At 52.2% G+C, this 12496-nt stretch carries 12 protein-coding genes; 2 read left to right on the forward strand and 10 right to left on the reverse strand.

Annotation, left to right across the window (positions count from 1 at the left end):
- Window positions 1-220: 220 nt before the first annotated feature.
- The 9 genes from AC007G_RS17905 to AC007G_RS17945 form a co-directional block, all read right to left on the reverse strand.
- Window positions 221-937: an EAL domain-containing protein gene (locus tag AC007G_RS17905; RefSeq protein ID WP_064793410.1), complete on the reverse strand. Its 717-nt coding sequence runs from the start codon at window positions 935-937 to the stop codon at window positions 221-223.
- On the reverse strand, window positions 921-2558 hold the full coding sequence (locus AC007G_RS17910; RefSeq protein WP_312845620.1) for a PglL family O-oligosaccharyltransferase: 1638 nt from the start codon (window positions 2556-2558) through the stop codon (window positions 921-923). The genes AC007G_RS17905 and AC007G_RS17910 overlap by 17 nt, the downstream gene beginning before the upstream one ends.
- Window positions 2559-2601: 43 nt before the next feature.
- Window positions 2602-3144, reverse strand: a complete 543-nt coding sequence (locus tag AC007G_RS17915; RefSeq protein ID WP_142630563.1) for a fimbrial protein — start codon at window positions 3142-3144, stop codon at window positions 2602-2604.
- An 8-nt stretch (window positions 3145-3152) separates the two neighbouring features.
- Complete coding sequence (locus AC007G_RS17920) at window positions 3153-4217, reverse strand: fimbrial protein (RefSeq protein WP_032698351.1); 1065 nt, start codon at window positions 4215-4217, stop codon at window positions 3153-3155.
- A complete protein-coding gene (locus AC007G_RS17925; RefSeq protein ID WP_032689875.1) occupies window positions 4214-4819 on the reverse strand; it encodes a fimbrial protein in 606 nt (201 codons plus the stop codon). The genes AC007G_RS17920 and AC007G_RS17925 overlap by 4 nt, the downstream gene beginning before the upstream one ends.
- Before the next feature lie 25 nt (window positions 4820-4844).
- Window positions 4845-5621 carry a fimbrial biogenesis chaperone gene (locus tag AC007G_RS17930; RefSeq protein WP_376768079.1) on the reverse strand — a complete coding sequence of 259 codons (777 nt, stop codon included), beginning with the start codon at window positions 5619-5621 and terminating at the stop codon, window positions 4845-4847.
- A 20-nt stretch (window positions 5622-5641) separates the two neighbouring features.
- Window positions 5642-8122 carry a fimbria/pilus outer membrane usher protein gene (locus AC007G_RS17935; RefSeq protein ID WP_142630559.1) on the reverse strand — a complete coding sequence of 827 codons (2481 nt, stop codon included), beginning with the start codon at window positions 8120-8122 and terminating at the stop codon, window positions 5642-5644.
- Between the two features lie 40 nt (window positions 8123-8162).
- Window positions 8163-8711, reverse strand: coding sequence for a fimbrial protein (locus AC007G_RS17940; RefSeq protein ID WP_072000050.1), 549 nt, complete (start codon window positions 8709-8711; stop codon window positions 8163-8165).
- Between the two features lie 69 nt (window positions 8712-8780).
- The gene (locus AC007G_RS17945) at window positions 8781-9329 is read right to left on the reverse strand and encodes a fimbrial protein (protein ID WP_032689872.1); all 549 of its coding nucleotides are present in this window, start codon (window positions 9327-9329) and stop codon (window positions 8781-8783) included.
- Window positions 9330-9970: 641 nt separating this feature from the next.
- Between AC007G_RS17945 and AC007G_RS17950 the strand changes: the two genes are divergently transcribed.
- Both AC007G_RS17950 and AC007G_RS17955 read left to right on the forward strand, forming a co-directional pair.
- Window positions 9971-10777 (forward strand): winged helix-turn-helix domain-containing protein, encoded by an 807-nt coding sequence (locus tag AC007G_RS17950; RefSeq protein WP_032697218.1) that lies wholly within the window; start codon window positions 9971-9973, stop codon window positions 10775-10777.
- Window positions 10767-11285: a FidL-like protein gene (locus AC007G_RS17955; RefSeq protein ID WP_032697131.1), complete on the forward strand. Its 519-nt coding sequence runs from the start codon at window positions 10767-10769 to the stop codon at window positions 11283-11285. The genes AC007G_RS17950 and AC007G_RS17955 overlap by 11 nt, the downstream gene beginning before the upstream one ends.
- A 499-nt stretch (window positions 11286-11784) precedes the next feature.
- Here the strand turns inward: AC007G_RS17955 and AC007G_RS17960 are convergent, their stop codons facing one another.
- Window positions 11785-12462 carry an NAD-dependent epimerase/dehydratase family protein gene (locus AC007G_RS17960; RefSeq protein ID WP_142630557.1) on the reverse strand — a complete coding sequence of 226 codons (678 nt, stop codon included), beginning with the start codon at window positions 12460-12462 and terminating at the stop codon, window positions 11785-11787.
- Window positions 12463-12496: the final 34 nt, after the last annotated feature.

The following is a 12496-nucleotide window of genomic DNA, read 5'->3' on the forward strand; positions in this document are numbered from 1 at the left end:
TCGCCGCAAGAACCCACCTGGCGGTGGGTTTTTCACATCATGCTCAGCAGGGCGCACCGCATCGGCATAATCATCTGGCAGAGCCTATCCTTAGTCTGCGCTTATGACGCGGCAGTCTGGAAGAGAGCGCTGACGGGAATATGGTGGGGAAGTCAGGGCAGCGGCGGGATTATCTTGTTGCATTCAGGCAATGTTTGCGTGCCTGTATTCGCGCCATCGCTTAACTGAGATGATGTGCGATTGGCAGGGGATCGCGCAGTAAAAATCCCTGTACGGCATCGGCTCCGCTGTCACGGCTGAGCGCGTAATCTTGTCCGGTTTCAACTCCCTCAATGACGACTCGTTCGCCCATCTCGCGATAGCGTGCAATCAGCGCGGCCAGCTGTGGTTCTGCTGTTCTGAGCTGGTGAAATAGCTCGCTGGAGATTTTTATCGCGTCAAAACGCATCCCCGTGCGCTGCCAGATCGGTACCTGATGCGGATACAAATCATCGAGCCAGACTTTAAACCCCGCCCGATAGAGAGTACGTATCGCTGCCAGTACGATTTGTCGTTCGTCCCTGGCAAGGTGCTGCATATTACCAGGGTCCTGTATTTCAATAATAATCCGCGTTGGACGCCCCTGCGCAACCAGCGCCTGGATAAACGCTGGCTGAGTCATCATGTTGAGTGACATGTTGAGAGAGAAACGGCCTGGTAATGCGATAACTTGTTGGATTTGCCACAAAAATAACTGTTGTTTCGCCTGAACAGAGAGATGGCGAAAGAATGCATCTGGCGAGAGTTTCGTCTGAATCTGACTTAGCACTTCAGTGACGTTAGAGACAGAATCTGCAAAAAAGTGGATCATTTCGAGCCGGATCCCGCAAACCGGGCTCAGTTCCCGGTGATGGCTCATCTCTGACGGGAATCGGACATTCTCAATCTTTCTGCTCATGTTCATTGTTTCTGTGATTGAAGGGGCGCCGTGTGTCCTGTAGCCAGGGGATGCGGCGGTCTTTTGGGTACTCGAGATAAAAGCGGTGCGCCAGGTGGCGGGCTAGCGCAAAATCGTGCTGATGCTGGGCAATCAAAATGCGTGTGAATGAGACATTCGGATCGGGATGGACACGCACGTAGCGGGAGGCCCAGTGCCGAAAGGCGTTCAGCCACCGTTCGTCCTTCGTCTGTTGATAACGTTGCAGGTAGCCCATGTGGATATCGAACTGATACCGGGACCTCAGAAGCCAGCCGCCGGGAGGAACCTGGGCCTGAAGCCGCCACTGCTCTCCCTGTCGTTCAATGGCGGTCAGCTGCTGCTGAATATGCAGCGTTTTTCCCAGCAGTGGGATCACTATCAGGGTCAGCAGCGCGAGCGAGGTGCGGATCGTCATTGTGGTCACCCCGGTGAGCTGTGTTCCTTTTATCGGGCGATCCGCACAACGCATCAGCAGGATCAACAACAACCAGTGTGGCGTCGATTGCCAGACGGGGTACTCCGTCAACATATGGATCAAGACGGGAACCGCGCAGAGTAAGCAGGCGCGACGCCAGACATTGCCAGCCAGCCAGAGCCTGAATCCGGCAGAGATAAAACAGGCGGTGCCGGCCAGCCCGGCCATGCCGCCTTCAACCAGCCATAGCGCCAGTTCATTATGCGGGTGAGCAATCCGGCTCAGCCCCGTGTGGCCAAAATGCATCAGAAAGAGGGCGGGAAAGCTGCCGACTCCGGAGCCCATCCAGGGATGATGAGTAAACAGTGTCCAGCAGTCGCGGAGGACTTCCCAGCGGGTGCGGGTGGAGGTCTGATGATCGATGATCGCGACGGATAGCAGGCGCCGTACGCACTCCCCCAGCGCCATGCCCAGAATCAGGAGCAGCAATAATCCTGCCAGCCGCCGCCGCGCAGGAAAGCAACACAGCAGCAGAAACCAGCCGATAAACAGTGACAGATATCCGGTCTGGGACTGGCTTTCATGCAGCACAAACCCCATTAACAGCATGCCTGCGCCGATGGCAATACGGCATCGGGCGCCGGTGCGTAAGGCGAGGGTCGCGGACAGCAGAGTTCCGCTTGCCGTGAAGCTGGCCATCAGGTTGACCTGTTGAAAAATGCCATATGGGCGAGCGTCTCGCCACCAGGGAAATTCCCAGAACTGCGCCAGAGGCAGATGCAGGTACTGCAGGGTGAATATGCCGCATTCGAGCAGACTTGCGCCCCACAGGATTGTGAGTAACTGAGTGAAGACCTTGCCTGTCAGCGGAATTTGCAGCAGAACCAGATAAAACAATGCGCCGCCGGTTATCGCACCGGCAACGAGGATGGCTTCCGAACGCCAGATCGCAGGCGTCAACAGGCAAAGCAGCGTCAGGAGGAAGGTGCCAGCGATAATGAACAACGATGGCGTCGTGATGCGCCATCTTCGGCGGGATAACAAACAGGATGCACCGCCCATTATCAGCCCGGCGTAGAGCCAGGCCATGATATTCATCGGCAGTGACAACCCGCTTCCGCCGTTATTGGGCCAGTAAAGGTGGAGAGTGATACCCCAGAACGCCGTGCTGAGGCCGATTATCAAACGCTGTCCCGAGCGGTGAGGCGATAAAGAGGAGGTCTTCATGCTATTGATAATTTAGCGTCCAGGTTCCGCTGGCGCTGAACGGGCCAAACTCGATGGATTGATTTTTCAGGGCATCAGGCTCCACCTCGACCCAGCTCAGAAAGTGTAGCGCCATGGGGCCTTCGGTAATGGCCTGTCGGGAGGTGCTTTGGCCCAGATGAATGGCGGCGCCGTCCTCCTCACTCAACCCTATCGCCACGCCAGAGGCACTTCCGGGACCGCCGCTGTTCAAGGCCAGATGATCGGGTAAATTTGCATCTTCAGTGCCGTTAAAGGTGACGGAAATCGTGGCGAAAACGTCGGGATTACAATCACGTAAGGGGATCGTGAATGCCTGCGGCTGACTGCGTCCGCTCAGGTAAAGGTCTTTCGCGGCGATCTGTCCAAAATCGACTTCAATCTTGTCTGCGTTGGGCGGAAGGCTGCAGGCCAGTGCCATGACGGTGCCATGAAAATGCATATCGCCGCCGACAAGTTTGGTTTCCGCAGTGACGGCGCCGCTCAGGAATAAAGAGAGCAGCACCGGGAGTATCCGGTAGGTCATCGGGCGCCTCACTGAAACTGTGCCACAACGGTTGCGGAGGCTTCGAATTCCCCCTCTTTCACACTTCCTGCGCCAGGATTCGCGATGGGAGCGGCGGTGAGATTCCAGTCGCCCTGATTTTGATAAAATCCTTTCACATTATAAAACTGGTTGGGTACCACGGTACGGCCACCCTCGTCTTTGAGGATGATGCCAAGATCGTCGCGTTTCTGCCCGTTACTCAGGGTGCCGAGAAACTGGTTATTAAATCCGGCGGTTCCGGAGGCTGTGCTCGTCTGGACGGCCAGATTGATATTCAGCGCGCCCTGATCAAAGCTTCCGCCTTCGCATTGGACGTGGATGGGGATCGATTTACTAAAGTTGACCCCATTAAGCTTCTCGTTCGACCCGGGTAAATTGCCGAATTCAACCGTGATTTTATCGCCACGATTAAATGTGCATTTATCAGGAACGGTAATAATCCCGGATTTAATCACCACCCGTGAAATAGAGGTCGTTGGCGTCGGACCGGCGGTTCCCATTCGTCCCGCGACGTCGAGAAGCGACTGCGAAGCGATGTTGATCCCGTTAATGATCGGTTTGGTGACGATAAATACCACTTTCCCTTTGGAGCCGCTTTCGACGTTTCTGACCGTAGAGACGCCGTTGCGTTTCGAACATGAATTGTTGGTCAGGCGATTTGACACATTGGTAAAGGGAGCGGGTACGTAGCCGCGATAGTTTCCGGCAATCCACACCGAAACCTCGACATCCAGATATTCATTCAGACGATAGCGATTGGGGCCGTTTGATGAGAGCGGCATGGTTGAAAGCGTTGAGTAATGGATAGCCCCGCGACTGATATTTTCAACAGGGCAATGAAAATTAACCACATATTGCCCGTTCAGATTCCAGTTGAAAGGACTGGTACGTCCGCCAATATGGTTTTTATCCATATCTAACGATTTCAGCTCGATATCATACTGATGCGGCATCCCCCCTTGCGGCTCGCCTTCTCCCTGCGTGAATGCCGATGCAGCCAGGGTCATGGACGAGAGCGTGGCGCCAAGCAGGGCTTTGAACAATAGGGTCATAGATACTCCAGCTTCAATCTGAGCAGTCCTTGAAAGGCACCGGCGCTGACCTCGGGTCCGGTGGATTCCAGCGCGGCGAGAAAGTGAAGCGCATTATTTCCAGGTTTAATCATCCACATGCGCTGTGGCTGATTGAGATGGATAAGCTGCTGGTGTTCGGTCATGACGCGGATCCCCGCTCCCTGAACATCGCCGTGGATGCGTGCAAGATCGCTATTTTCCCACGCGCCTTCCGCCATCAGCGTGAGGGAAATGCCTTGCTCCCGCGTGCTACGTGCGAGCGGTGGGGTAGCGGAGGTTTGTCCCGGGAGATCCCGTATGGTGTGGCTCGAACCTTTCAGGCAGTCATTGAGAAACAATGTGACGAGAACCGGGCGGCTACGATCGCCTGCCTGGTGAAAAGCGCTCGCCGGAATATCTCCGAGGTTAATACTTTGATCGCGGGACGCCATGTCCAGTACGCAGGGTGAAACATAAACGCGCCCGTGAAAGCGGACGTCGCCATATTCACCTGAGACATGGCTCATGTCGTGGTGCCCGTTATCGGCCTGAATGGAGCAGGAGCACCCTGCCAGCAGCAGGATGCAAAGTCGCTTCTTCATTAACGAATCTCCCTGATGAATCCTGTTACCGGGGTTGTTGATCGGCTGGCAATGCCCGGCAAATATCACCTGTGCAGCGATATCTCAGTTCCGGATGGCCGCCAAAATCATTCACATACATCATGACGAACTGACCGATCCCGGCGTCGGTAACCTTAAACTTCTGCGATGATTTAGGGGCAACCATCATCCCCGGGAAGTTTGTTAGCCTGCCGCTGCCTTCCGCTTCGGTTTTGCGGCTCAGACCGATGACCGTGATGAAGTAGGGGGTCGGATTGTCTACCGACCACTGGCTGCCGTTTTTATGGAAGACCAACTGGTTTTGCCAGACTGTCCCCGGTTCTGGCGGCACAATCGCCGAAGGGCGATAAAACAGCTTGATGCGCGACTGCATCGCCAGCTGCAAAACGTTGGGTTTATCCGGTTTCGGCGGAATTTCGCGCACGTTGAGATAGAACAAACTTTCACGATCCTGCGGAAGGGAGGTAATCCCGCTGGTTTTGGTGACCCGGGCGATTCCTTTTTGCCCACCGTTAATGCGCTGTAAGGGGGGGAGAACCATGAGGGGAGAGGTCACTTTGGCGCCGCTGGCATCTTCCACCCAGGATTGCGCCAGGAAGGGCGTTGAGGGACTGGTGTTGGTTAAACTGGCGCTCACTGAGCGATCGTTCCCGGTGATGATCAAACGGGTACGATCCAGGGCGACGCCGGCCCAGGCCGAATGGACTACCGCAGCCAGTAGCAGGCCGCAAGTGGCTGACATCAGCCCCCGACGTATAGGAAAAGAGGATTGGTTTTTCATCGCAGTATTCATTTTTCTGGTTAAGAGGAGTGGCAAGGCAGCAAGACATTGCCTTGTGGGTTAATGTGTCGGGGAACGTTCAGGTGGCATTGCGTCTGGCCTCCCCACACAACGGAGAGCGTTTCATCGGGTTTGACCCCCGCGATCCAGCTTTCCCCGTTGTCCATGACCATGGCGACGCTGACGCCGTTAGCATTAAAAATTTCTGCGCCAAAAGGCGGGGCTGAGCCATCGGCAAGACGCAGCAACCCCATCATTTTTTCACCCTGAGCTACCGCAAAGCGTTGATACCCAATGGCTCCTTCCGTTAACGTACTGGTGACAATGGCTTTAGTGGCGGCGATGTCCTCAGCCATCGCGTCGACGTCAATGCGGGTATCAAAGCTGTTGTAGCTGACAATGTCGGGCACGACAGCAATCCCAAAGCGGTTTGAGTGGGCCTGTTGACCATTGAGGGGAACGTTGGCAACTCCGTCGGTATCGACCATCACGCGGGCCGTGTTCATTGAGGCCTGGCTATTGTGGAAGGCGGCTCCGTGCCGCGTGGCGGTAAAACCACCGCGCACCGTCCCTCCAACCGAGATATAGCGGTCCTGTTGCCAACTGAGGTTAGACTCTAGTTCCGCCATCATGCTGCGGTGCTGGTAGTAACCATCAAAGGCCGTTCGCCCGTCTTCTGACAGACCCGCACGTACTCGCCATGGATTATTGCGATCGCGGTTATCGGAATAAGAAACCATCTGGCTGGAGCGGCCACCGCTGTTTTGCAACTGATATTCTGTCGAGCGTCCGTCTCGCCACGGGATCGACAGGGAAAGTGACAGACTGTCATCGCGCTTTCCCTGATACTCAGAACGATAGGCCGCAAGGTTAGCGCTGATCCCTTCCATACCGGCAAACGAGAACGTGTGCCCGACCGACAGACCATAACGATCCTGCGAACGTCGATCCCAATAGTTCTGATGGGCATAAGTCAGATACAACGTGGTGGCAAGACGAGGATCGTCGGCAAAAAAGGTGGTATTCCCGGTGAGGGTATACATCTCTTTTTCACGCCCGGTGCTGTCGTTATTTTCGTACTGCTCATCCAGAAATTGCGAGAAAGAGCGAAAGTTCCGCTGGGAAAAACGATAGCCGGCAAAGGTAATGGCACTGTTGTATTCATCAAAGGTTTTGGCGTAGCTGAGCTTGAAGGACAATCCTTTTTGCTGGTTTTGATTTTTTATCCGGCTGATCGATTGGGTGACATCCGCCGAGAGGGCGCCCAGCAGACTCAGGTCGCGCCCTATGCCCAGGGACCCCGCGTTATAGCGATTGCCGGTCAGCAGCGCACCGCCATACAGCGACCACGCGTTGCTCATTCCCCATGAAAAGTCGCCGCTATAAAACGCCGGCCCCTGAAGGTGATGGTCGTAACGCGAGGGCTTCCCCACGGCGGCGTTGTAACGGATATAACCCGGACGCGTCAGGTAGGGAATATCAGCCGTATTGACCTGAAAGGTTTGAACCGTGCCATCTTGTTCTTCCACCCGAACATCCAACGTGCCGCGCACCGAGCTGCGCAGATCTTCGATATTGAACGGCCCTGCCGGGACGGTGGTCTGATAGATTACATGCTGCTGCTGGCTCACCGTGACTTTGGCGTTGCTTTTGGCAATGCCGTGGACCTGCGGGGCATAACCTTGCAAATTCGGCGGCAGCATACGCTCGTCGCTGGCGAGGTTGGCTCCGGTAAAACGAACAGAATTAAATATCTGTGAGTTTAAATAGATCTCGCCAAGCGTCAGCTTCGCCGCCAGCATAGGCAGGGGACGATAGGCGTAAAATTGATCCCAGTCGAAGCGTGTGCCTTGTGTGTCAGAGGTATAATTCGCCTGATACTGGCTGCGTACACGCCAGGCGCCGAGGTTAAATCCTGTCTGCCCGTAACCTGAAAGGGACTGGTAACTGCCGCCATCCTGTTGATAGCGCGTTGCCTGCCCGGAAAGGTTGTAGTCAAAAATGAGCCCGGTTATGCCGTTGTCCCAACGTTCGGGTGGCGTCCAGTTTGGGTCGGTATATTTCATCCACGCCTGGGGGACGGTAATATCGAGGACGCCGGCGCTATTGTTCAGCGCTATGCCGGGTAGGCGTGAGATATCGAGACAGTTCTCTGCAAGTGGGCGGGTGTATTTCAGTGCATCCTCTTTCAGCGCCAGTAGTTCGAGCTGCTGCGGGCTGAGACAGACCAGGGTCTTATGCGGATGGTCAACATCGGAGATATATCGGACCTGTTGCTGAGCGATCTCCTGGCCGTTGATGTGCACGTCCAGCAGATAATCTCCGGGAGCCACAAAGTTACCTTCGGAAAAACGCTGTAAATCTACATTTTGTCGGTCACTGGCATCCAGCACGGCGGTATTGAATTCAATGGTTTCGTCTGCAGCAGCGGGAAAAAAAGAGGTGCAGGCCAGGGCAATGAAAAGTGCCAGAAGCGTTTTGGATGTATTCAGCGTAGTCATCTTCGTTTGCTAACCTTCAGGACCTTATTACCAGAACGGCTTACAGATAATTCACAACAAAATGCATGCTGGCGTTAAACTCACCGGAACGGATATATCCGTTTGGGGAAACTAAATGTGCTGTAAATCGGAGCGTGTTTTTACCTGGATTCAGTACATAATCTGGGGAGGGGATCCCCATATGAATGGGATTTCCATATTTATCAAAGATTGTAATTGATAAATCTCCGGAATCAGATTTCACACTTAAATCATCTTTATCATTGCTCTGTGATGCATTGTAAAAAGTGATGCTGGCACTATGAAATATACTGCCTGGATGTTGTGAATCTCCTAATGAACAGCCAAGTAAATGAATACTAAAATCATGCGCTGAAATATTTTCAGGGGCATTGCTAATATCTCTCGCAGAAATATTATGAAATTCAACTAACAATTGCTGGTCATCATGATCGACATAGCAAGCGGCTTCTATTATTTTCCCCTGTAAATGCATTTTACCTGGCGTTTTAGCTAGTTTACTGGTGCTCGCCAGGGTCCATGTTGATGGCAGGAGAATCAAAAGCAGTAGAGTCCGCCATCCAGGCATCGCTGCGCTCCCTTTATCTATTGGATATAAAGTTCTAAGCAGGCGCAGCGATGCACCTGCCCGATATCGTTACTGGTAGTCGATCTGGAAGTTTACGGTAGACTCGAAGTCACCCGGAGTGACTGCTGCAGAGGCGTTATTGGCCTGTAAATAAGCCACGAAATCGATATCGGTTTCACCGTCAGTAATATTGACCTGAGATGCCGCCTGGCCCCATTTCACATCCTGGTTGCCGCTATCAACCATGCCGATACCTGCGCCTTGAGCGGTGCCGGAGGTGAAAGCGGCCAGAGCTGCGTTGTCCGGATCGATTGTTGCCGGGGTGTAAGTCACGGTGGCAGTTTTAGCCACGGTGGTATCGCATCCCTGCAGGACGATCTTCGCGTGTCTGGTTCCTGCGCGCTGGTTATCTTTTAACTGAGACGTTGGAATCTCACCAAAATTAACTTGTACCGGGCTGGATTCTGGCGCCAGGCCACAGGCTGAATTGACCAGCGTACCGGAGAACTGAATTTTCCCGTTGGTCGGGTCGACGCTTTTCGCCGCGTAAGAAGAAGTTGCCGTCAATGTCATACCGGCCATCAGCGCACAGGCGACAGCTACATTTTTCATTTTCATGTTTATTCTAGACCTTGTTTCTGTTTGGGTTATTACAACAATGTGTTGAGGCAAAGGAATGTCCTGCCTGAAATACCTTTGTCGACTGAAGGCAATAGCGTGATACCGCTCCTGGCCATCAATATCCCCTGCGAGTGAGCTAAGTAATAATCAACGCGGAATTATCAAAAGCAACCATCAACACTGTTTCGGCGACCTATATTAAGTCGGTGGAAAAATGAGGCAACGCAAAATGTGGGATTGAATCAAACTCAGCTGATCCTGTTGTTGTGGCTTCTTCTTATCAACTGTTTATGTTGTTTTGCTTGTTTTTTTGATCTTTGTAGTGGTTTTATATTTTGTATTTAACGTTATTTATGGTGTTTTTATCTGTTGTTTGTATTTTTATTTAGTCAGAAGTGGTTACCGCAGAACATTTATAAATTTTTTGTGAAAAAAGAAAAGAGGGGCAAAGTGTAGAGATGACAACAGGATAGCCATTTTTTGTCTGTGAAGTATTCGGCTATATGTATAATATTAAATAGATGTTATGAAATAGCTAATAAAGCGATCTCTGATAAATTCTAAAATGATAAATGAATTGTGATATGCTAGCGCCTCAGACATTTATTCAAGGATATTCCTGTATCAAGGAGACATCATTGGTTTCTCATATCCCAATAGATAAGATTAAATCCGTAATTATTGGCGATGGTATCGTATTCAGACCGCATAAAAACTCCTTAAAAGACGTTGCGTCCGGTAAGGCTGGTACTCTCAATAATGTCGCATCGCAATTGCTTCTTTATTTGTTGCAAAATGGTAACGACATTTCTACCCGCGACGAGATTCTTCTTAATGTTTTTCAGCGTAATGGCGCCAGAGCAACCGATGCAAACCTGAATCAGCATGTTTCCTTTATACGTAAAGTTATTACTTCTATCGGACACCCGGCTGAGGTTGTGGTAACGGTTCCTCGAATGGGGTTCAGAATCGGTGAGTTTGTTATTCATTTTCAACTGCTGGAGGAGCCGCAAAAAGCGGGGGAGCCTGTAGCGGCTGTTTCTGATGCCAGAAAAGGCCGAAAGAGAGCGAGTCGCTGGACGATCGGTCTGACGGGGTTAATTACCAGTATTGCCGTGCTGGCGACATATTGGTGGACATGGATACCCGATGAAATTCCGATGGTTGATGTTTCAGTCCTCAGGACCGTCAGCTGGCAGCAATGTCAAATTCATATTCTGGGAAATGCCAGCACCGATAATATTACCGAGAAGAGAGCTCAGGATATTTTTCAGGAAGCCGGTATTACTCCTGATTGTTCAGTGAAAAAAGACCTTTATCTCAATACCTGGGCCAGTAACTATGACTTGATCAACTGGACATTTGCTGCGGAGTGTGGATACAACAATGGTTATTACCATTGCCATAGTCAGTATCATCATCGTGAGGAGTGGTATGAAGACTGAGAGGGATCTATCCCCTTATTTATGGGCATTGGTGATCATCATTATTGGGGGGGCGCTGATAGCTTATTTACTGGTGAACAGAGATGCCAAAAAGAACGAAATTAGCTTTTCTTGTTCATCTGAATTCAGTTCGTCCCTTGATATACATAAGTCAAAAATGGATCTTGAGGGGATTTTGTTGATTACCAGCTATCACTCTGGCTATTTTTCCTTGTCAGTGCAGGGATCGTTGAAAGCTGAAAGTGGTCAGTATGTTGTTGACCGTAAGCTTTTCTTTCGTTATTCCCGGCCCCTGGGACATGCGGCGGGGGTGTATGCGATTAATCCGTCAGGGCGTGAAAAGTCGCCAGATGATAATGCGCCAGATGCTATCGATTATCTTTTTTTTGACGCCTATGAGCGTGCGGACAAGCTGTACATGGTCAAACGTATTGATAGTGAGACGGTCGTTATCGGCGATCAGTTTTCGCCGCGCTATGCTTGTGTGATGAACCACTTTACTCGCTAGTGTACAGAGTCTTTCCTCGTGCAGGGACGCGCTGATGGGAGGAGAAGAGCAAGAAGGGATTGCGGTTTACGCGCTGGCTTCGAAGGGGTGAGCGGCGTGCCGCGAATAATCGAACGGAGCTCGATGAAGAGTCCGTATGGCAGCAAGCAAAAAAACCAGCCCTTAGGTTGGTTTTTTTAAATAAGAGGTCGGGCTCGGAATGGCCTTTTGACGCTGATATACGCTGCTCCCTCCTGAAAGTATTTAGCCACAAACTTCTCATCCTCATACCGGGGCCATGCCTGTTTGCATCAAAATGATCGCCGGGACGACGAGTGACATCAGCGCGGTTGGCAGGAACAGGACTGCCGTCAAGGATCATCAGCATTCGCTCAAGGCCAGCGAACCGATCGCGCTGCCCACCCCAGTTACCTGTTTTTAGCGCAGCATGACCGGTCAAACGCCGGGCATGCCGGCGACCAAACAGGCTAACATCGGCTAATCACCTGTGTTACCCGGTTCAGCGATGACGATCTGCACAGGCCACAATATCCGACTTTGTCATAACAGTTTTTTCCACGCCAAAACGCGTGATGTTCAGCATCGCGTTGCCAATGTCGATAATAGATAAAAATCGCTTTCCGGTAGTGGCGCTGATAAGGCGCATGACGGGGGCAACCACGGTATATAAAAGCCGGTAAGCCGGGGTTCGGGACTGCACTTCTGGCGTAGGCAAAATAAACGCTGGTCGGAAAATCGCAGCATGGCCGGGAAACAGCATCAGCAGTTTGTTTTCTACTTCGCCACGCACACGCGCCCACATCTGCGAACTCTTTCCGCTACTGTCTGCGCCTGCGCCGGAGACATAAACAAACTTCATCTGCGGGCTGCGGGCTTTGAGCTGCCCGGCAACCCGCAGCGTCATGTCGTAAGTGACGCGTCGATACACTTCCTCACTGACTCCGGATGAACTCATCCCGGCGCAGAAGAAACACGCATCAACATCGTCGAACAGCGGGTCCGCCGCGTCAAAGTCCAGCAGGTCGCCGTTCACCACATAACGAATTCGGGGGTCATGCTCGCCTTCAGGCTGTTTTCTGACGAGCAGAATAATATCGCTCACGTCTTTTGCCGCCAGGCTTGTCAGCAACACACCCTGCCCAACCATGCCGCCGGAACCTACAATCACAATTTTCATGCGCTATCTCTTGCCGAAGCTCTGTTTGCCGGCC

It is taken from the genome of Klebsiella sp. CSG-1, assembly GCF_056521145.1.

Coding starts and splice junctions, on each gene's coding strand:
- AC007G_RS17945 (WP_032689872.1), bottom strand. CDS start 9,329: ATGAAAATGAAAAATGTAGCTGTCGCCTGTGCGCTGATGGCCGGTATG.
- AC007G_RS17930 (WP_376768079.1), bottom strand. CDS start 5,621: ATGAAAAACCAATCCTCTTTTCCTATACGTCGGGGGCTGATGTCAGCC.
- AC007G_RS17915 (WP_142630563.1), bottom strand. CDS start 3,144: ATGACCTACCGGATACTCCCGGTGCTGCTCTCTTTATTCCTGAGCGGC.
- AC007G_RS17925 (WP_032689875.1), bottom strand. CDS start 4,819: ATGAAGAAGCGACTTTGCATCCTGCTGCTGGCAGGGTGCTCCTGCTCC.
- AC007G_RS17920 (WP_032698351.1), bottom strand. CDS start 4,217: ATGACCCTATTGTTCAAAGCCCTGCTTGGCGCCACGCTCTCGTCCATG.
- AC007G_RS17955 (WP_032697131.1), top strand. CDS start 10,767: ATGAAGACTGAGAGGGATCTATCCCCTTATTTATGGGCATTGGTGATC.
- AC007G_RS17905 (WP_064793410.1), bottom strand. CDS start 937: ATGAGCAGAAAGATTGAGAATGTCCGATTCCCGTCAGAGATGAGCCAT.
- AC007G_RS17940 (WP_072000050.1), bottom strand. CDS start 8,711: ATGCCTGGATGGCGGACTCTACTGCTTTTGATTCTCCTGCCATCAACA.
- AC007G_RS17960 (WP_142630557.1), bottom strand. CDS start 12,462: ATGAAAATTGTGATTGTAGGTTCCGGCGGCATGGTTGGGCAGGGTGTG.
- AC007G_RS17935 (WP_142630559.1), bottom strand. CDS start 8,122: ATGACTACGCTGAATACATCCAAAACGCTTCTGGCACTTTTCATTGCC.